Source organism: Sorangium sp. So ce145 (assembly GCF_051525985.1).
Lineage (GTDB): Bacteria > Myxococcota_A > Polyangia > Polyangiales > Polyangiaceae > Sorangium > Sorangium cellulosum_B.
Genome location: NZ_CP150315.1, coordinates 5395513 through 5414387, shown reverse-complemented (window position 1 = coordinate 5414387; position 18875 = coordinate 5395513). Strand labels below are relative to the sequence as shown.

Annotated in this window: 13 protein-coding genes and 2 riboswitches; of the genes, 4 read left to right on the top strand and 9 right to left on the bottom strand. The window is 73.6% G+C overall.

The window, feature by feature from the left end:
• Nucleotides 1-77: 77 nt before the first annotated feature.
• The 5 genes from WMF34_RS20100 to dhbC all read right to left on the bottom strand — a co-directional run bounded on the left by WMF34_RS20100 (nucleotide 78) and on the right by dhbC (nucleotide 5770).
• Nucleotides 78-854 carry a 2,3-dihydro-2,3-dihydroxybenzoate dehydrogenase gene (locus WMF34_RS20100; protein ID WP_437994227.1) on the bottom strand — a complete coding sequence of 259 codons (777 nt, stop codon included), beginning with the start codon at nucleotides 852-854 and terminating at the stop codon, nucleotides 78-80.
• A 12-nt stretch (nucleotides 855-866) separates the two neighbouring features.
• The gene (locus WMF34_RS20095) at nucleotides 867-1727 is read right to left on the bottom strand and encodes a siderophore-interacting protein (protein WP_437994226.1); all 861 of its coding nucleotides are present in this window, start codon (nucleotides 1725-1727) and stop codon (nucleotides 867-869) included.
• 31 nt (nucleotides 1728-1758) lie between these two features.
• The gene (locus tag WMF34_RS20090) at nucleotides 1759-2757 is read right to left on the bottom strand and encodes an isochorismatase family protein (protein WP_437994225.1); all 999 of its coding nucleotides are present in this window, start codon (nucleotides 2755-2757) and stop codon (nucleotides 1759-1761) included.
• A gap of 95 nt (nucleotides 2758-2852) precedes the next feature.
• Nucleotides 2853-4511 carry a (2,3-dihydroxybenzoyl)adenylate synthase gene (locus tag WMF34_RS20085; protein WP_437994224.1) on the bottom strand — a complete coding sequence of 553 codons (1659 nt, stop codon included), beginning with the start codon at nucleotides 4509-4511 and terminating at the stop codon, nucleotides 2853-2855.
• Nucleotides 4508-5770, bottom strand: coding sequence for an isochorismate synthase DhbC (gene dhbC / locus WMF34_RS20080; RefSeq protein ID WP_437994223.1), 1263 nt, complete (start codon nucleotides 5768-5770; stop codon nucleotides 4508-4510). The genes WMF34_RS20085 and dhbC overlap by 4 nt, the downstream gene beginning before the upstream one ends.
• Nucleotides 5771-6012: 242 nt before the next feature.
• Nucleotides 6013-6239: riboswitch (cobalamin riboswitch) on the top strand.
• 207 nt (nucleotides 6240-6446) lie between these two features.
• Between dhbC and WMF34_RS20075 the strand changes: the two genes are divergently transcribed.
• Both WMF34_RS20075 and WMF34_RS20070 read left to right on the top strand, forming a co-directional pair.
• Nucleotides 6447-8477 (top strand): TonB-dependent receptor domain-containing protein, encoded by a 2031-nt coding sequence (locus WMF34_RS20075; RefSeq protein ID WP_437994222.1) that lies wholly within the window; start codon nucleotides 6447-6449, stop codon nucleotides 8475-8477.
• On the top strand, nucleotides 8471-9703 hold the full coding sequence (locus WMF34_RS20070; RefSeq protein WP_012236507.1) for a hypothetical protein: 1233 nt from the start codon (nucleotides 8471-8473) through the stop codon (nucleotides 9701-9703). Before WMF34_RS20075 ends, WMF34_RS20070 begins: the two co-directional genes overlap by 7 nt.
• Before the next feature lie 34 nt (nucleotides 9704-9737).
• On the opposite strand, the gene WMF34_RS20065 is transcribed toward WMF34_RS20070, so the two are convergent.
• Together WMF34_RS20065 and WMF34_RS20060 are read right to left on the bottom strand one after the other, a co-directional pair.
• Nucleotides 9738-10694 (bottom strand): ribonucleotide-diphosphate reductase subunit beta, encoded by a 957-nt coding sequence (locus tag WMF34_RS20065; RefSeq protein WP_197539413.1) that lies wholly within the window; start codon nucleotides 10692-10694, stop codon nucleotides 9738-9740.
• A gap of 59 nt (nucleotides 10695-10753) precedes the next feature.
• The gene (locus WMF34_RS20060; RefSeq protein WP_437994221.1) at nucleotides 10754-13279 is read right to left on the bottom strand and encodes a ribonucleoside-diphosphate reductase subunit alpha; all 2526 of its coding nucleotides are present in this window, start codon (nucleotides 13277-13279) and stop codon (nucleotides 10754-10756) included.
• 254 nt (nucleotides 13280-13533) lie between these two features.
• A riboswitch (cobalamin riboswitch) is annotated at nucleotides 13534-13741 on the bottom strand.
• 170 nt (nucleotides 13742-13911) lie between these two features.
• Between WMF34_RS20060 and WMF34_RS20055 the strand changes: the two genes are divergently transcribed.
• On the top strand, nucleotides 13912-14778 hold the full coding sequence (locus tag WMF34_RS20055) for an NAD-dependent protein deacetylase (protein WP_437994220.1): 867 nt from the start codon (nucleotides 13912-13914) through the stop codon (nucleotides 14776-14778).
• A gap of 42 nt (nucleotides 14779-14820) precedes the next feature.
• Here the strand turns inward: WMF34_RS20055 and WMF34_RS20050 are convergent, their stop codons facing one another.
• A complete protein-coding gene (locus WMF34_RS20050) occupies nucleotides 14821-15396 on the bottom strand; it encodes a prolyl hydroxylase family protein (RefSeq protein ID WP_044965302.1) in 576 nt (191 codons plus the stop codon).
• A gap of 123 nt (nucleotides 15397-15519) precedes the next feature.
• Between WMF34_RS20050 and WMF34_RS20045 the strand changes: the two genes are divergently transcribed.
• Nucleotides 15520-18315 (top strand): helix-turn-helix domain-containing protein, encoded by a 2796-nt coding sequence (locus WMF34_RS20045; RefSeq protein WP_437994219.1) that lies wholly within the window; start codon nucleotides 15520-15522, stop codon nucleotides 18313-18315.
• On the opposite strand, the gene WMF34_RS20040 is transcribed toward WMF34_RS20045, so the two are convergent.
• Nucleotides 18304-18795, bottom strand: a complete 492-nt coding sequence (locus tag WMF34_RS20040) for a type II toxin-antitoxin system RatA family toxin (protein WP_437994218.1) — start codon at nucleotides 18793-18795, stop codon at nucleotides 18304-18306. The two genes, WMF34_RS20045 and WMF34_RS20040, sit on opposite strands and share 12 nt — an antisense overlap.
• Nucleotides 18796-18875 lie beyond the last annotated feature (80 nt).

The window sequence follows — 18875 nt, the reverse complement described above, 5'->3', positions numbered from 1 at the left end:
AATTTAAAATCTTGGCGTCCTTGGCGTCCTTGGCGTCTTGGCGGCTCATTTCTCGCTCGAACGAAGCCAGACCAGGATCAGGCGCCCAGCGTGGCGCCGCCGTCGACGCAGAGGTCGTGCATCGTGATATGCCGCGCCTCGTCCGAGAGCAGGAACAGCACCGCGCTGGCGACGTCGTCCGTCGTGGCGATCCGGCGCAGCGGGATGCCCAGCCGGAACGCCTCGGGGGCGCCGGCGATGACCGCCTGAGCGCCGCGATCGTCCGCCCAGAGCGCGCGCTGCATCGGCGTGTCCGTCGAGCCAGGGGACACCACGTTGCACCGGATGTCGTGCTGCGCGAGCTCCAGGCCGAGGCACTTCGTCCACTGGGCCGCGGCGGCCTTCGAGGCCGCGTAAGCGCCCATGTTCATCCGCGGCGTGCGCGCGGCGTTGGACCCGACCGTCACGATCGACCCCGATCGGCGCGGCACCATGCGGCGCGCCACGGCCCGGCTCACGTTGAACACCCCCCTCGTGTTGACCGCGAAGGTGCGCTCCCAGTCGTCGCTCGTCAGCGAGAGGGCGCCGCCCACGCGCAGCACGCCGGCCACGTTGACAAGCATCTCGAGGGGGCCGAGCTCGCGCTCGATCCGCTCCACCGCGCCGTCGACCGCCTCGCCGTCGGCCACGTCCACCACGAACGCCGCGGCGCGATGGCCGCTCGCCTGGAGATCGGCGACCACGGCGGCCAGGCGCTCCCGGTTCGCGTCCACCGCCGCCACGGCGGCGCCGCGCGCGGCGAGCCTCCGGGCGACGGCCTCGCCGATCCCCTGGGCCGCGCCCGTGACGAGCGCCGCCTTGTGCTCGAACTCCATCGATCGCTCCCGTCAGGCCCTGTCGAGCCCATCCATGATCCGGTGCCGCTCCGCGTGGTACGCCTCCTCGGACTGGCTCGCCTTCCAGTAGGGGATCGCGTACAGCGCCTCGCGACCGAGCCCGCGCTCGTCGAGCAGGTGATCGCGGATCGCGACGACGGACGACGACTCGCCCGCGACCCAGGCGAAGACGCGGCCCGCTGGCCATCCCAGGGCGCGGACGGCCGCCTCGAGCCGGGGGCCCGGGGCGTGCTCGCCCTGCAGGGTGATCCAGGTCAGCGCCACGTGCGGCGGGCGCTCGATCTCCTGCACGTCCGCCGCGTCGGGGATCGCGACGATGGCGTGGCCGCGCGCCGTCTTCGGCAGGGCCTCGAGCAGCGCGCCGATCGCCGGCAGCGCGGAGAGGTCGCCGGCCAGGAGGTACCAGTCCGCGGGACCGAGCATCGGATCGGGGCCGCCCGGCCCGGCGATGCCGATGCGATCGCCCGGCCTCGCGTGGTGGGCCCACCGCGACGCGGGGCCGTCGTCCCCGTGCAGGACGAAGTCCACGTCCAGCTCGCCGGCCTGCGCGTCGTACCTGCGCACCGAGTACGTGCGCGTGATCGGCCGCCGCGGCATCGGAGGCCAGACGGGGCCGTCCGGGCCCAGCGTGGGCAGCTCCGGCGCCGCCTGGTCGCCGCGCGGGAAGAAGACCTTGATGTGCGCGCCGCCCGAGCGCGCGGGGAACCCCGCGATCGCCGCGCCGCCCAGCGTGATCCGCCGCATGCGGGGGGAGATCGCGGTCGTGCGCAGCACCTCGAGGAGGCGCGGCGGGGTGCGCGCCACCGTCCTGGGTGCGGATGTCGCGACCTGATTCATGGTGACCTGTGCCATGGGGAAGCCGTCGTGGGGCAAGCTCGGCCGGTCAGCGGGCGGCTTCCTGGAGCGGTGCCTCCGCGCGGTGCCGGGGCGCCGGCCTCGCCTCGCGCGGCAGCCGGGTCGACAGGAGCTCCCACCAGTGCCCGAGCGTCGGCAGCTCGGCGAGGTCCACGAACGCGACGTCGATCCCCGCGGCGCGCCACTGCTCGACGAGCGTCATGAGCCGTATCGAGTCGAGCCCCAGATCGAGGATGCCGTCGCGATCGGAGATCGCCGAGGGGAGCTGGTCGAGGACCTCGGCCACGTCGCCGCGCAGGCGCTCGACCCACGGCGCCCGGTCCTGCGTCGCGCTGAGCGGCGCCGGCGCCGGCGCCGCCGCGTCGCGCTGCGGGGCGCTCGTCCGCTCGCGGGGCGCGAGCGCGGCCAGGACGTCGCTCGTCGGCAGCGCGACGCCGCACCGCTGCGCCACGTAGGCGATGGCCATGTCGTGCTGCTGCCGGGAAAAATCGGCGGTCCCGTCGGTCACGAGGAACGGCTGGACGTCGTTCATGAACGCCTCGCACGCGGTCAGCAGGCACCCGATGTGCGCGTACACGCCGCACACGATCAGCTGATCGCGGCCCCACCGGCGCATGAGATCCAGGAGCTCCGTTCGCTGGAAGGCGCTGTAACGCCACTTGGTGAGCACGGTGTCGGCGCTTCCCGGCGCGAGCTCGCGCACGATCTCGTGTTTGTCGGGCTGCTGCGTCAGCCCGGGCCCCCAGAGATCCGTCAGCAGACCGCGCTGGGCCCTCGTCTGCTCGGCGGGCTGCTTCGTGTAGACGACCGGGATCCCGCTCGCCGCGCACCGCTCGCGGAGCAGGCGGGCATGGGCGATCAGCTCGACCATCGGGGACGCGCTCGCGTCGTAGAAGCCGAGGAAATACTCCTGCATATCGTGGATCAAGAGGACGGAGCGCCCTGGGTCTGGCCGCCATGACGCCCGGCTCTCCGGGAGCTCCTCGGCTCGTGGCATGCGGTAGGTCTGGATGCGGGGGATGGCCATGGTCGTTCCTCTCTTCTCTCTCTCGTGATCGCAGCGCTCCTGTCGATGGAACGGGCCGCGGGCGCCGCTGCGCCGCCTGGGCCCGCGCTGTCCTCTCAGGCGCGCGCGCCCTGCGCGAGCCTGTCGGCGATCCACCGGCGGAGCGCCTTCTTGTCCACCTTGCCGACGCTCGTCGTAGGGAGGACGTCGAGCCACTCGATGCGATCGGGCACCTTGAACTGGGCGACGCCACGCTCGCGCAGGAACGCGTTGATCTCCCTCGCCGGCGGCGGCTGCCCGCGGGCCACGAGGAACGCGCACGAGCGCTCGCCGAGGTGGGCGTCCGGCATGGCGACGAGCGCCGCGTCGCGCACCGCCGGGTGGGCGAGGACGTGGTTCTCGACCTCCTCGGCCGCGATCTTCTCGCCGCCGCGGTTGATCTGATCCTTGGCGCGGCCCTCCACGACGAGGTAGCCCTCTCGGGTCCGCCGCACGAGATCGCCCGTGCGGTAGAAGCCGTCGCGCGTGAAGGCCTTCTCGTTGTGCGCGTCGGCCCTGTAATAGCCGCGGATCGTGTAGGGCCCTCGCGTGAGCAGGTGACCGATCTGCCCGGGCTCGACGTCGCGGTCGTCGTCGTCCACGACGCGGACCTCGTCGTGGGGCGAGATGGGCCGGCCCTGCGTCTCGAGCGCGGTGGCGTCGGGGTCGTCGAGGCGGGTGTAGTTCACGAGCCCCTCCGCCATCCCGAACACCTGCTGCACCTTGCAGCCCAGGGCCGGCCCCACGCGGCGCGCGACCTCCGCGGGGAGCCTGGCGCCGCCCACCTGGAGCACCTTCAAGCTCGACAGGTCGTGCCGCGCCGCCCGGGCCGCTTCCAGCCAGACCGAGGCCAGCGGCGGCACGAGCGCGGTCATCGTGACCCGCTCCCGCTCGATCCACGGGAACGCCTCGTCCGGGCTGGGGCGGCGGCAGAGCACCACGCGGCCGCCGGCGTGGAGCACGCCCAGGCTCCCGGGTGAGCTGAGCGTGAAGTTGTGCGCGACGGGGAGGACGGCGAGGTAAACGCTGCCCTCGTCGAGCCCGCAGATCTCCGCGCTGGCCCGCGCGCTGTAGAGGTAGTCGTCGTGCGTCCGCGGGATGAGCTTCGGTACGCCGGTGCTCCCGCCGGACAGCTGGAAGAACGCGACGTCCCCCGCGGCGGGCTCCGGGAGCTCGACGGGCTCCCGGTCCAGGCTGGAGAGCGCCGTGTGCTCGCCCGGCTCGCCGGCCACGAGCACGTGCCGCAAGGTCCCGACGTCGCGCCGGATCTGGCTCGCCAGCGCGCGGTAATCGAACCCGCCGTCCCGGTCGGCGATGACGTACGCGACCGCCTCGGTGTGCTCGCAGAAGTACGCGATCTCGGCGCGCCGGTGCGCGGGCAGGGCCAGCACGGGGAGCGCCCCGAGCCGGAACAGCGCGAAGCACACCTCGAAGAACTCCGTGATGTTCGGGAGCTGGACGACGACGCGATCCCCCGGCCGGAGCCCGAGGTGCAGCAGGCCCGCGGCGAGGCGATCGGCGCGCCGATCGAGCTCCCCGTAGCTCAGCCGGCGATCGCCGCTGACGAGCGCGATCCGATCCGGGTGACGCGCGGCCCGCTCGCGGAGCAGGCGCCCGAAGGTCTCGCCGCGCCAGTAGCCGGCGCGCCGGTAGAGCTCGGCCATCTCGGCCGGCCACGGAGTCCAGCCGTCGAGCGCCTGCGGTCGCGCCTGCCGGCTCTCCTCCGGAGCGCTCATGCCCGCTCCGGCGCCTCGTCGAGGCCGAGCGCGTTCAGCATGGTCCCGAGCTTGGCGGTGGTCTCGGCGAGCTCGTGCTCGCCGTTCGAACCGATGACGATCCCGGCCCCGGCATAGAGGCGGAGCGCCCGGCCGGCGACGTCGGCGCAGCGGATGACGACCGCCCACTCGCCGTCGCCGCTGGCGTCGGACCAGCCCACGAGCCCGGTGAAGAACCCGCGATCGAACCGCTCGATCGCCTCGATGGCGTCCCGGGCGCGGTCCGTGGGGTATCCGCACACCGCGGGGGTCGGGTGCAGCGCGGTGGCCAGCTTCATCGAGGAGATCGAGAGATCGCGCAGCTCCCCCGTGAGCCGGCTCGACAGGTGCCACAGCGTCGGGGTCTGCGTGAGCGAGGGCTCGTCGGGGACGCTCAGGCGCCGGCAGAACGGCCGGAGCGCGGCGGCGACGGCGTGGACGACGATCGCGTGCTCGTGCCGGTCTTTCTCGGACGCGAGCAGGGCGATCGCCCGCCGGCGGTCCTCGTCGGGGTCCGGGCTGCGGACCGCGGAGCCGGCGAGCGGATTGGCGATCACCCGGAGCCCGGAGCGGGACAGGAGCAGCTCCGGGCTCGCGCCGAGGAGCGTCCGCGCGCGCGAGGTCGGGACGCCGCGCTCCGCGCTGGAGAGCCCGGCCGTGGGATCCGACAGGTTGGCCGCGAAGGTGTAGCCGTTCCGGTTCTGCTGCGAGAGGCGCTGGAGGACGAGGCGGAGATCGACCGGCTCTCGCAGGACCATCTCCAGCATCCTGGAGAGGACGACCTTGCTCAGCGCCTCGGACCGCATCAGGCCCACCGCCGTCTCGACGCCGCGCACGTAGTCGCGGGGCTCGGGGACCTGGCGCAGCTCCTGGATGGTGATCGGCAGGTGCGACCTCGGCGATTCCGACGTGCGGTGGAGCGGGCCCGCGCTCTGGATCGCCCTCGGCACGATGAGGTGCGCCGGCGACGTGCTGTTGAACGGCACCGCGCCGACCACCATGGGGAGGCCCTGGCCGGCCCTCGACGCCGACGCGAGCACCCTCGTGACGCGGTCCGCGAGGCGGTCGCCCCGATCCGCGCCGTTCGGCTCGAGGATCATGTCGTGCACGCCCTGCGCGAGGAGGGTGCGCGTCGGCGACGCGAAGAAGAACGCCGACTCAGGGGTGTATTGCTTCAACAGCTGCCCTGCGTTCGCCGCGGGCAGCGCGACAGCGGCCGGTATCGAGATGGAACTCGTCACATTCAGCTCCGATGGGCGTCGAGAGCCACGTGGGCTCAGGTCATCGGGCGCTGGACGTCGGGTCTCGGGCCGCTCGTTTCCGATAACTGATAAGGAAAATCAGTTTCAAGTAACTCATGGCACGCGCGAGCAGGACTGTCAAGGGAGTCCCGGTTCTGTCTCGGGTGTGCGTCGCCGGTGGGCCCGTGGACGGGGCGCTCCGGGCCTTCGCTTCTGCGTTGACATCCTGCGTGACGGGTGCGACGAGTCGCCCCGCCATCGGTGCTCGTCCGGCCATCGCCTGGCGAGCTGAAAAGGGAACCCGGTGAGAATCCGGGACTGCCCCCGCAGCGGTGAACGGGAACGACCATCACCAAGAAGCACTGGGCACGCACCAGAGCAGCCTGGGAAGCGGTGATGTGTAGGAGAGCGACCGGCGACGGCCGCGGCGCCCGTGAGTCCGAAGACCTGCCGAAGGTGCGCGCGCCGGTGCTCTGGCGCGCGCTGACCTGAGCCTTCGAGGGGAAGGCGCCCAGGCTCTCGACCACCTCGCTCGCGCGCGGTGCCGTGGCCCGTCACGCAGCCCCCTCGCTTCGGCTCTCAGCTCACCCTGAGCAGCGCGGGGTCGACGCGGGCAGGCGGCGCGTGAATGGTTGATTCCTCGGATCGTCGGTCGCGTCGGCGCCGGAGCGCCGGCGTGGCGTGCTGGCTCTCGCTCGCCGCCTGCAGCGCCGTGGCGGCGCTGCCGGCCGCCCGCGCCGACGATCCGCGCAGGCCGGAGGTCGAGCAGGACGGCGGTCGCGCTGCCGCTCGGCCGGGGACCGACCCGCTGGAGGTGCGCGTCGAGGGGGATCCCATGCGCGCGCCCGCGCCGCCCAAGGACAGGTCCGTCGCGGGGTCGGTGCTGGGCCGCGAGCGCCTCACGGGCGCGGGGCTCGGGGCGGGGGACGTGCTCCGCACGCAGCCGGGCGTCCTCGTCATCGAGTCGGGCGGCTTCGGCGGGCCGGCGACCGCGGCCCTCCGGGGAGCGACGGCCACGCAGACGCCGGTGTACCTCGCCGGCGTCCGCCTGAACGACGACGTCGTGGGGACGGCGGATCTCTCCCTCGTGCCCCTCTGGCTCATCGAGCGCATCGAGATCTACCGCGGCCACGCGCCCATCGAGGCCGACCGCCTCGGCCCCGGCGGCGCGATCTTCTTCGAGCCGCGGCGGCCTTCCCGGACGACGGCCGGCGTGGGCGCCATGGCGGGCTCGCTCGGCGCGCGGCGCGGGTGGGCGTTCGCCGGCGCCAGCGCGGGCCCGGTGAGCGCGATCGTCGGGGTGAGCGCCGAGGCCGCGGAGAACCGCTACGCGTTCGTCAACGATGGCGGGACGCTCTTCGACGAGAGCGACGACAAGCTGGAGCGCCGGCAGAACGCCGACGTGCGCACGATCGACGCCTGGGCGCTCGCGCGCGTCGAGCTCGGGGGCGGCGCGATCGTCGACGTGATCGCGAACGGCACAGGCCGCGAGCAGGGCGTGCCGAGGCTCGCGCTCCTGCCGTCCCGCGAGGCGCGGGGGGAGTCGCGGCGCGCGCTGACGTCGGTCGCGGCGCGGGTGCCTTTCGGCGGAGAGGCGCAGCACACGCTCGAGGCGCGCACCTCGTTCATCGAGGCGCGGTCGGAGGTCCACGACCCCCTCTTCGAGCTCGCGCTGCTCACGCCGGAGCTCCGCCTCGCCGGCCGCCGCCTGGAGCAGACGCTCGGGGCGACGCTCTCCTTCGCCGAGCGGCTCCGGGTGCGGCCCGTGCTCTCGGTCGCGCGCGAGGACATCTCACGCGCGCCGGACGACGTCCCGCTCGCGCGGGCGCGGCGCTCGTTCGCGCGCGGCGCCGTCAGCGCGGAGGCGCGCCTCGGCGAGGGGCTCGCGCTGCACGCCCTCGCGAGCGGGGAGTGCCACGCCACCGGCGCGGACCGGGAGCGCCCTTGCGACGTGCTCGTCCCGACCGGTCGGGTCGGCGTGGAGGCGGGGAGCGACCGGCTCCGGTTCCTCGCGACCGTGGGCCGCTACGTCCGCGTCCCGACGCTCGGCGAGGTGTACGGCGTCTCCGGCGTCGTCCACGGCAACGCGGAGCTCGAGCCGGAGTCGGGCGCCACGATCGAGGCCGGGATCCGGGCGCAGACGGGGCGCGGCGCCGTGCTGCGCGGCGCCTTCATCGACGTGTTCGCGTTCGGGAGCGCGGTCTCCGGGCTCGTCGCGTACGAGAAGTCCGGTCAGGGCTACGTGAGCCCGTACAACGTCGGCCGCGCCCGCGTCGTGGGCGCGGAGCTCCTGGCCGGGGTCGAGGTGACCCGGTTCCTCCGCGCCGAGATCGCGGCGACGCTGCTCGATCCGCGGGACACGACGCCGGGGCGGACGACGAGGAACGACCTCCTCCCGTTCCGCTCGCGCCTCGTCGTCGCGCCGCGCCTGCACGCCGCGTGGAAGCGCCCGAGCGGCGCCGTGTTCTCGGGCGCGTCGGGCGAGATCCGGGCCGTGTACCAGTCGAGCCGGTACGCCGATCCCGCCGGGCTCGGCGTGATCGCGGAGCAAGCGACCCTCGACCTCGACGCGGAGGCGAGGTGGCTCGACGGGCACCTCGCGGTGAGGGGTCGCGTCGCGGACCTCCTGGACGCGCGGCGTACGGATGTCGTCGGGTTTCCGCTCCCGGGGCGGAGCGTGTTTTTCACACTGGAGTCAACATGGTGAAGATCAGTCTGTTTGCGTTCGCGATCTCGATCCCGATGCTCGGGTGCAACGTGGATTCGCCGCCGCCGTCGACGGGCGGCGTCCACGGCGGCGGCGACGGCGACGCGTGCGAGCGCGGCGTCGTCATCGTGACGAGCGACTACCAGTCGACGAACATCGCTGTGTCGGCGCTCGACGGGACCACCCTGTCGCCCTCCTTCGTGTCGAGCGGCGCGGCGAAGCCGGGGCTCAGCCTCGCGCTGTCCGGCGACGTCGACGTCCCGACGGCGGCGCCGCCGTCCGGCCGTGTGGTCCTGCTCGATCGGTTCGGCACGAACGTGATCACCTGGATGGATCTCGAGACCGCCGAGGTCCTCGCGCAGCTCCCGGTCGGGCAGGGGTTCGAGGCGAACCCTCAGGACTACATCGAGGTGGGCGCGGACCGCGCGCTCGTGTCGCGCTACGGGAGCAACCCGAGCCCGGGCGTGGAGCCGTTGGACGAGGGCGGCGATCTCCTGATCGTCGACACGAAGAAGTACTCCATCGCGGGGCGCATCGCCCTGCCGGAGGAGGAAGAGGGGCTCCTGCCGCGCCCGTCGGGGATGGCGCGCGTCGGCGACGAGGTGGTCGTGGCTCTCGGACGGCTCGCCGCGGACCTCTCGACCGTGGGTGAAGGGCGCTTCGTGGGCGTCTCGCCGGAGCAGGGCGCCGTCGCATGGACGGTCGACGTGCAGGGGCTCTACGGCTGCGGGCGCCTCGCCGTGTCGCCCTCGGGAGAGCGGCTGGCGGTCGCCTGCTCGAGCCGCTTCGACGCCGAGGCGATGGAGTACGATCCGGCGACGAGCGACGTCGTGATCTACGACGCTCGCACCTCGCCCCCGGAGGAGATCGAGCGGCTCGGCGTGGCCAGGGCGCTCGGCGCCGCGGTCCAGCCCACGCTCGCCTTCGCCTCCGAGGACGTGCTCCTCGGGACGGCCTACGCGGGCAGCGCGTCCGCCGGGGATCGCGCCTTCTCCGTGAGCATCACCACGGGCGAGGTCACGACGCTCGCCGAGGCGACCCAGTCCTACGCCTTCGGCGGCGTCCACTGCTCGCCCGGCTGCGGCGATGTCTGCCTGCTGAGCGACGCGGAGAGGAGCAAGCTCCGCCGCTGGAAGGTGGCGGCGAACGGCGCGCTCGAGCCGCTGGAGGACGCGACCGTCGACACCGAGATCGGGCTCCCGCCGCGAGGGATCGGCGGGCTCTGATCGGCCCCGCGGGCGGTGCGTCGGTTGATCGACGTCAGAACGAGGCGTCCAGGACGACCTCCCCGGAGACGCCGACCTGGTACGCGGAGACGCGGCGCTCGAAGAAGTTCGTGACCTCCTGGACGTCTTGCAGATCCATGAACGAGAACGGGTTCTTCGCCCCGTAGCGCTTCGGCATGCCGAGCGTGGCGAGCCGCTGGTCGGCGCAGAACTCCAGGTAGCGGCGCACGTCGCGCGCCGACATGCCCGCCACGCCGGCGCCGAGGAGATCCTCGGCGAACCGGGCCTCGCAGGCGATCGCCTCATCCATCATGTCGAGGATCGACCGCGCGAGCCCGGCGTCGAAGAGCTCGGGCTCCTCGCGCCGCGCCGTGCTCACGACCTCGAAGGCGAAGCGCATGTGCGCGCTCTCGTCGCGGAAGACCCAGCTCGTCCCCGCGGCCAGCCCGTGGAGCAGGCCGCGCGAGCGCAGGAAGTACACGTACGCGAACGCGCCGAAGAAGAAGAGCCCCTCGACGCACGCGGCGAAGCAGATGAGGTTCAGGAGGAACCGCCGCCGCTCGGCGCGCGTGTCCAGCCGCCCGAGCGACTCGACGGAATCGAGCCATCGCATGCAGAAATCGGCCTTCTGGCGGATCGAGGGGATGTTCTCGACGGCCGCGAAGGCGCGGTGGCGGTCCTCGGGATCGGGGATGTACGTGTCGAGGAGCGTCAGATAGAACTGGACGTGGAGCGCCTCCTCGTAGAGCTGCCGCGACAGGTACATCCGCGCCTCCGGAGCGTTGATGTGCCTGTACAGGTTGAGGACGAGGTTGTTCGCCACGATGGAGTCTCCCGTGGCGAAGAACGCGACGAGCCGCTGCACGAGGTGCCGCTCCGCGTCGGTCATCTTCCGCAGGTCGCCCACGTCCGTGGAGAAGTCGACCTCCTCCACGGTCCACGTGTTCTTGATGGCGGAGCGGTACATCTCGAAGAAGGCCGGATAGGCCATCGGGCGCAGGGTGAGGCACTGGCCCGGATCCAGGAGGCGCGCGGGGCGGCTGACGCGGCTCACTGGCAGGCCTCGCAGGCCTCGGGGTTCTCGAGCGCGCACGCCACGTCCGCGGCCGCCTTCGCCGGCGGCGCGGGCACCCAGCCGCCCTCGCGGCGCGGCGCGGCGTCATCCCCGGGCGTCCGGTCCGGCGGCGCCTCCACGGTGGCCTTGGCGATGCGCGTCGCGGGGCGCGATCGCAGGTAGTACGTCGTCTTGAGCCCCTTCTTCCATGCGTGGAAGTACATGCTCGAGAGCTGGCCGATGGTGGGGTTCTCGATGAAGAGGTTCAGCGACTGGCTCTGATCGATGAAGGCCCCGCGATCCGCGGCCATGTCGATGAGCGAGCGCATCGGGATCTCCCACGCCGTCCGGAACACGGCGCGGATCTGCTCGGGCAGCTCGTCCATGCCCTGGACCGAGCCCTCCGCGAGCTTGAGCCGGGCGCGCACCGCGTCGTTCCAGGCGCCGAGCCGCTTGAGCTCCGCGACCAGGTAGCGGTTCATCTGCAGGAAGTCCCCGGAGAGCGTCTCGCGCTTGAAGAGGTTGGACACCTGCGGCTCGATGCACTCGTAGCAGCCCGCGATCGACGCGATGGTGGCCGTCGGCGCGATGGCGACGAGCAGCGAGTTCCTGAGCCCCTCGGCCTGGACGCGCGCGCGGAGCGCCTCCCAGCGCGCCGCGTCCTCCGGGACGGCGTCCCACGCGTCGAACTGGAGCTCTCCGCGCGCCGCGCGCGTCTCGTCGAACGCCGGGTGCCGCCCCTTCTCCGCCGCGAGGTCCGCGGACGTCGAGAGCGCGTGGTAATACACCTCCTCCGAGATCCGCCTGGAGAGCTCCCGCGCCGCCGGGGCGTCGAACGGCAGGCGCATCTGGAAGAACACGTCCTGCAGGCCCATGAGCCCGAGCCCGACGGGCCGCCAGCGGAGGTTCGATCGCCTCGTCGAGGGGATGGGGTAGTAGTTGAGGTCGATGACGCGGTCGAGCTGGCGGACCGCGGTCCGCACCGTGCGCGCGAGCTTCTCGAAGTCGAACGCGACCGCGCCGTCCGCCAGCGTGGCCGTGTGGCGAGCGAGGTTGATCGAGCCCAGGTTGCAGACGGCCGACTCCTCGTTCGAGGTCACCTCCAGGATCTCGGTGCAGAGGTTCGAGAGGTGGACGATCCTGCCCGGCAGCGCCGTCTGGTTGCAGGCGCGGTTCGACTTGTCCTTGAACGTCATCCAGCCGTTGCCCGTCTGCGCGAGCGTGCGCATCATCCGCGCGTAGAGCTCGCGGGCCTTCATCGTCTTCTTGGCGAGGCCCGCCCGCTCGGCCTCGACGTAGCGACGCTCGAACTCCTCACCGTAGAGATCGGGGAGATCGCGCGCGTCCTTCGGGTCGAACAGGCTCCAATCGCCGTCGGCCTCGACCCGCTTCATGAAGAGATCCGGGACCCAGCTCGCGAGGTTCAGGTTGTGCGTGCGCGCGGCCTCGTCGCCCGTGTTGTCGCGCAGCGAGAGGAACTCCTCGACGTCGGCGTGCCACGGCTCGAGGTAGACGCAGCACGCGCCCTTGCGCTTGCCGCCCTGGTTCACGGCCGCGACGGACGCGTCGAGCGTCTTGAGCCACGGCACGATCCCGCTGGAGTGCCCGTTGGTGGCCCTGATGAGCGAGCCGCGCGAGCGCACGCGGTGGTAGGCGAGCCCGATGCCGCCCGAGAACTTCGAGAGCATCGCGACGTCGGTGTAGCGCTGGTAGATGGTCTCGAGGTGATCGTCCGGCGAGTCGAGCAGAAAGCAGCTCGAGAGCTGCTCGTGGCTCGTCCCGGAGTTGAACATCGTCGGTGAGCTCGGCAGGTAATCGAGCGACGAGAAGAGCCGGTAGAGCTCGACGGCCTGCGCCGCCGTCTCGGACAGCGCGCACGCGATGCGCAGGAAGAACTGCTGCGGCGTCTCGATGACGAGGCGCGTCTCGGGGTGCTTCAGCAGGTAGCGGTCGTAGAGGGTCCGCAGGCCGAAGTACTCGAGCTCGTGGTCCCGCGCCGGCTCGATGGCGTCGTTCAGCTTGCGGGCGTTCTGCGCCACGAAGCCGTGGAGCCGATCGTTGATGAGGCCCAGCCGCCGCCCCACGGCGACGGACTGCGAGAAGGCGTGGATCTCCTGATTGCGGACTTCCTTGTCGATGTACGTGGCGAGCAGGCGCGCCGCGAGCTTCGCGTACTGGGGCTCATCGGCGATGAGCGACGCCGCCGTCTGGATGGAGAGCTGATCGAGCTCGCGCGTCGTCGCGCCGTCGTAGAGGCCGCTGATGGTCTTTGTCGCGACGCGGAGCGCGTCCACGTCGGACAGGGCCGCGCACGAGCGGCTCACCGCCCGGACGATCTTGTTGACGTCCACGGGCTCGCTCGACCCGTTCCTCTTCTTCACCCGCATCGTCGTGTGCGGGGGCGTCTCCTCCGCGCCGGCGCTCGTCATGGCGGGCGCCTGGGGTGCGTGGGGTGCGTGGGGTGCGTGGAGCGCGCGCAACGGCGCCGCGCCGTTGCTCTTCACCAACGGTTCGTTCAGCATGGCATCCTCCTCGTCGTGCTCGTTCCGAGCGGTCCCGGACCGCTCGCGTCGATGCCGCGAGAGCGAAGAGGCCAGCCGATGCGCACGGGTGCGCCAGGCTCTTTGGAGGAGCCCTCGGACCGACCGCTCGCCCCCGCGGGCGAAAGGAAGACAGCGCGGGAGGGGGTCGGAACCGGGACAAGCGCGAGAGTCTGCGCCAGCTCGGACCTACCCGCCTCCCTCGAGGCTTCCAGGTCAAACCGGCGCGGATGTCTCCCCTGCGCAGGATGTTGGCAGGTCTTCGGGCTCACGAGCGCTCCGGCTCTCGCCGGGTTCCTACGGTCCACCGCTTCCCAGCCCGAGGGCCAGTGCGCGTCGTGGAGATCGTTCTCGCTTACCGCTGCGGGGCAGCCCCGGATTCACACCGGGTTCCCTTTTGAGCCCCGGGCCGAAGCCCGAGGCACCAACATGGGCACTACATATGGTGGTGCAGTGAGCCGGTCAAGCGAGATGTTGTGGGGGAGCTCCGTTGCTCGGTTCCATGCTCGGTTGCATGCGCGGTTGCCTGTTCATTGCATGCTCGGTTGCATGGTTGCGCGGTCGACACACGCTGGCCTGGCGGTGCGCGCCGTGGCGGGCCACAACCCGGGCGTATGCCGCTCAGCGAAGCGCGTCCGGCCGATCCGCTCGACGACCTCGTCGCGCTCCTGCGCGGCAAGCGGATCGTGGCGCTGACGGGCGCGGGGTGCAGCACCGAGTCCGGCATCCCCGATTATCGAGGGCCCGAGACGCGGCGCCGCGCGCGGAACCCGATCCAGGGGCGGGAGTTCTCCCGCTCGGCCGAGATCCGGCAGCGCTACTGGGCGCGCGCCGTGATCGGCTGGGAGCGGTTCTCCAGGGCCGAGCCGAACCCCGCCCACCGCGCCCTCGCGCGGCTCGAGCACGCGGGGCAGCTCGAGGGCCTCATCACGCAGAACGTCGACGGCCTCCACCAGGCCGCGGGCAGCCGTCGCGTCATCGAGCTGCACGGGACGCTCTCCGAGGTCGCCTGCCTCGCGTGCGGCGCGATGGAGCGGCGCGCCGCCCTCCAGGAGCGGCTCCTCGCCCAGAACCCCGGCTGGCTGCGCGTCGCGGCCGACCTCGCCCCCGACGGCGACGCCGACCTGCCCGCCGAGCGCGTGGCGGGCTTCCGTGCGCCGCCGTGCCTCCGCTGCGAGGGGCCGCTCAAGCCGCGCGTCGTCTTCTTCGGCGAGAACGTGGCCCGGCCGATCGTCGACGCGGCGTTCGCGCTCGTGGACGCCGCGGACGCGCTCCTCGTCGTCGGCTCGTCGCTGGCGGTCTTCTCGGGCTACCGCTTCGTGCTGCGCGCCGCGCAGCGAGGCACCCCGATCGCCATGATCAACCTCGGCTCCGCGCGCGGCGAGGAGCTCGGCGCGCTGAAGATCGAGGCCCGCGCCGGCGAGGTGCTGCCGCGCCTCGCCGAGGCGCTCGGCGCCGGCGCGACCGCGGCGCCGCGCTGAGGCGTCGAGGCGCCGAGCGCCGGCGCACGCGCGGCGCTGGGATCACCCGCGCCGGTACATCACGTCGCTGCGGAGGACGTACTTGCTCCCCCGTGTCACGGCGGCGCCGCGGTGGAGCCGGCGGTGCTCGAACAGCAGCGCCATCCCGCGCCGCGGGGCGATGCTCCGGCCGCCCCAGAAATCGGTCGTGCCGCCCTCGAAGTCGTCATTCAGGTAGACCATCGCGGTGTAAAGGCTCCGCTCGCCGTCGGATCGCACGAACGAGCCGTCGCCGTGCCAGTTGAAATATTCGCCCTCGGTGTAGCGATAGTAGCGGAAGCGCTCGTTCAGCCCGACGGCGCGGTGGAGGCCGAAGCGCGGCGGCATCCAGGGCGCGAGCCGCTCCCAGAGGCTCGCGGCGAGGTCCGGATCGTCGATCATGACGCGGCCGTTCTTGCGCACCTCGAGGTTGATCACCTCGGTGCCTCCGATCGGCGCCTGCTCGAAGCCTCGCGCCTCGGCGAGCGCGATGAAGCCCTCGCACTCCTCGGGCGACAGGACGTTCGTCACCGTGAAGATGCGGAGATCGTCGGTGTGGTCGGTGCACTGGGCGGTCCGTTCGGCGTGCAGGGTGCTCATGCGTGGAGCGTGGGTCCGGGCGGACCGGATCCGGAAGGGCGGGACCCGGGCAGGACCGGGCAGGACCGGGCAGCGCGGTGGACAGGAGAGCGCCGCATCGCCGATGATCGAGCGCTCGCACCGATGGCACGGGTCTCCAGGGCGGGCCGCGGCGAGGAGCCCGCGGTCCGCTTCAACCACACGCTCCTCCAGCGGGCGCGGCTCGATCTCGACCTGACGCAGGAGCAGGTCGCCGCGTCGATCGGCGTCGACGTGCGGACCTACCGCCGCTACGAGTCGGGCGCCGTCAACGATCCGCGGCTCGGCTTCTCGGTCCGGAGCCCGTCCCGGCGGCGCATCATCGAGCGGCTCGGCGCCGAGCTCGGCCTCGCCGAGGCGGAGCTGCTCGTCGCCGGGGCCGAGGCCGAAGCCGAAGCCGCGCCGGCGGCGGATCCCGCCGCAGAGGGAGCGGGTGCGGCGAGCCAGGCCGCGGAGGCGCCCGCCCCGGCGTGGCGCCCGCTGCACGCGCACACGCTCCAGCGAGCGCGGCACTTCGTCGGGCGCGCGGAGATCCTCGATCGGCTCGCCGCGTGGGCCGGCGGTTCGCCGCCGCGCCCCCGGGTGATCGCGCTCCTCGGCGTCGGCGGGGCGGGCAAGACCGCGATCGCCGAGCGCTTCCTCCAGGGGCTCGGCGACGCCCCGCGGCCCGGCGGGGTGCTCGTCTGGAGCTTCTACGACGACCCCAGGACCGAGGCGTTCCTCGACCAGGCGGCGGCCTACTTCGCGCCGGGCGCGGGCGCCTCGGGCCCGGCGGCGCCGGGGCCTCAGGCGGCGCCCGGAGAGCAGCTCGCGCGGCTGAAGGAGGCGCTGGGGCAGGGGCCGCCGCACCTGCTCGTGCTCGACGGGCTCGAGACCGTGCAGGCCGAGGGGGGCGCCGGGCGCGCGCACGGCGAGCTCCACGACGCGCTCCTCCGGCGGCTGCTCTGCGCGATCGCGTCCGGGCTCGGCGGCGCGCGGGCGCTCGTCACGTCGCGCTTCGAGCTCGCGGATCTGTCCGCCTGGGCCGAGGGCGGGCTCGCGACGATCCGGCCCGAGCCGCTCTGCGAGGGCGACGCCGCGTCGCTCCTGCGCCGCTGGGGCATCCGCGGCGACGACGGCGCCCTCGGCGCGCTGTTCGAGACGACGGGCGGGCACGCGCTCTCGGTCGCCGTCGTCGGCTCCTACGTGGGCGCGTTCCTCGGCGGCGACGCGGGGCGGCTCTCCGCGGCGCAGGCGGCGCACCTCGCCGAGGCCGAGCAGGACGACGTCCTCGCCCGCCGCCTGAGCTCGGTGCTGTCGGCCTACGCGCGCGCGCTGCCGCCCGGCGAGCGGGACCTGCTCGCGCGCCTCTCGGTGTTCCCCGGCGGCGCGGGCGAGGAGGCGCTGCTCCAGCTGGTCCGGGCCGGCGGGGAGATCGCGGGCGCCATGGCGGGGTGGGGCGCCGCGGAGCTCGCGCGCGGGCTCGCCCGGCTCGAGCGGCTGGGGCTCGTGTTCGCGGCGCGCCCGGGCGAGCGTTGCTACTCGACGCACCCCTTCGTGCGGCAGCACTTCAAGTCGCTGCTCGGCGTGCCGCCGGAGCGCGTCCACGCCGCGGGGAGCGCCGCGCCGCCGCCGCGCCTCGACGAGGCGCCGCGCCGGGCGCCGCGGGAGCGCGAGGCGGTCGACGCGTTCGAGGCCATCCTCACCGAGCTGCTCGGCGCCGGGCGCGCGGGCGAGGCGTACGACATCTACGCGCTCGCCCTCGGCGGCTTCGCGCACCTCGGGCTGAAGCTCGGCGACATGGCGCGCGGCGCCCGCATCCTGCGCGCGTTCGCCGGCGGCGACGACCCCCGCGGCATGCCGGCCTCGCTGCCCGCGCGGGTGCGCGCGTCGCTCGCGTACGACGCGGGGCTCTACGCGGGCGCGCTCGGGGATCTCGCGTTCGCCTGTGCCTGCTACGAGGCGCACAACGAGATCGCCGGGGCGCTCGCCGACCCGGCCCCGATCGCGACCGGCCTGCGCACGCTGGCGTACACGGAGCGGCTGCGGGGCGACCTGACCGGCGCGCGCCGCCTGCTCGAGCGGTCGGCGGAGATCGCCGGCGGCGCCGCGGGGAGCGCCCGTCGCGCCGCGGCCCACGTGGACCAAGTCCACGCCGTGCGCGCGCTGGCGCTGCTGGCCGCGGTGCTGCACGACCTCGGGGAGGTCGACGCGGCGGGCGAGCGCTTCGCGCGCCTGCGGGCGCTGGGCGACGCGCCGGTGGCGCGCCGCGCGCTCTGGGAGGCGGAGCACGCGCTCGCGCTCGGGCGCCGCGACGAGGCGCGCGAGGCCACGGAGCGGAACATCGCCGAGTGCAGGCGGAGGGGCTGGGAGGGGCACGTCGCGCACGGCCACACGCTGCTCGGCCTCGCGCTGCTGGACGGAGGCGAGGGCGGCGGCGGCGACGTCGCGTCGGCCGGGGCGCACCTCGACGAGGCGCGCCGCTGGGCTGCCGCGACGGGCGAGGTGGAGGTCGCGCTGCGGTGCCACGAGCTCGCGGCGCGGATCGCGCTCGCCGCTGGCCGGCTCGACGACGGCGCGCGGCAGGCGCTGGAGGGGCTGCATGTCGCCGAAGCGTGCGGGTTCGGCCCGTTCCGCGCCCGGCTCGCGGTCGTGGCCGCGCGGTGCGCGCTCGCGCGCGGCGCGGGGGCGGCGGCGTCCGCGACGGCGCTCGCCGACTCGTCGGTGGCGTGGGCGGGCGAGGACGCGTGGGCGAGGGCGGACGCGCTGCACTGGGCGGGCGTGGCGCGCGCGGCGGCGGCGCGCGGCGGGGAGCGCGCGCGAGGGCGGGAACTGCTCGCCGAGGCGGCGGCGCTGCGGGCGCGCCTGCGCCACCCCGGGGCCGGAGCGTCGCGGGAGGCGCTCGCGCGGCTAGGCGGATGAGGGCCGGGCGCGCGGCGGCAGCCGCTGCAGGATGTCCGTCGTCTCGGCGCTCCGCTTGAGCCCGGCGAGGCGCTGCTCGATGTCGCGCCTCAGCACGGCCTCCATCACCGGCTCCAGCACCGGGGCGAGGGCCTGCGGGCGCGCGGTGAAGTTGTAGCGGAAGGTGACGCGGGTCCGCTGCGGCGACAGCGCCTTGAAGAGCCATGCGCCCGAGAACTGGCGGAAGATCCGCGGCCCCTCGACCATGGTGATGGCCACCTGCTCCGGCGGGTTCAGGGTGATGTAACGCGCCTCCATGGACAGCCCGTTCTTCGCCCGCACCCACACCCGCACGCCGACGGCGGGCTCGGTCGCGCCGTCGCGGTAGCGCATCTCGCGGAGGAACGGGTCCCACTCGAGCCGGAGATCGTAGTCCTGGGACAGCGCGAAGAGCTCGTCCGAGGCGGCGTCGATCTCGGCGGTGCTCTGGATCGTGGGCATGGCGCCGAGGATAGGGGCGCGGGGATCGCGATGAGGAGAGCGATAGCGAGGGTCCGTCGCGATGGCCGGTCCGGCGGCGG

Coding starts and splice junctions, on each gene's coding strand:
- WMF34_RS20040 (WP_437994218.1), bottom strand. CDS start 18,795: ATGCCCACGATCCAGAGCACCGCCGAGATCGACGCCGCCTCGGACGAG.
- WMF34_RS20085 (WP_437994224.1), bottom strand. CDS start 4,511: ATGAGCGCTCCGGAGGAGAGCCGGCAGGCGCGACCGCAGGCGCTCGAC.
- WMF34_RS20095 (WP_437994226.1), bottom strand. CDS start 1,727: ATGGCACAGGTCACCATGAATCAGGTCGCGACATCCGCACCCAGGACG.
- WMF34_RS20050 (WP_044965302.1), bottom strand. CDS start 15,396: ATGAGCACCCTGCACGCCGAACGGACCGCCCAGTGCACCGACCACACC.
- WMF34_RS20065 (WP_197539413.1), bottom strand. CDS start 10,694: ATGGCCTATCCGGCCTTCTTCGAGATGTACCGCTCCGCCATCAAGAAC.
- WMF34_RS20070 (WP_012236507.1), top strand. CDS start 8,471: ATGGTGAAGATCAGTCTGTTTGCGTTCGCGATCTCGATCCCGATGCTC.
- WMF34_RS20055 (WP_437994220.1), top strand. CDS start 13,912: ATGCCGCTCAGCGAAGCGCGTCCGGCCGATCCGCTCGACGACCTCGTC.
- WMF34_RS20100 (WP_437994227.1), bottom strand. CDS start 854: ATGGAGTTCGAGCACAAGGCGGCGCTCGTCACGGGCGCGGCCCAGGGG.
- WMF34_RS20045 (WP_437994219.1), top strand. CDS start 15,520: ATGGCACGGGTCTCCAGGGCGGGCCGCGGCGAGGAGCCCGCGGTCCGC.
- WMF34_RS20060 (WP_437994221.1), bottom strand. CDS start 13,279: ATGCTGAACGAACCGTTGGTGAAGAGCAACGGCGCGGCGCCGTTGCGC.
- WMF34_RS20090 (WP_437994225.1), bottom strand. CDS start 2,757: ATGGCCATCCCCCGCATCCAGACCTACCGCATGCCACGAGCCGAGGAG.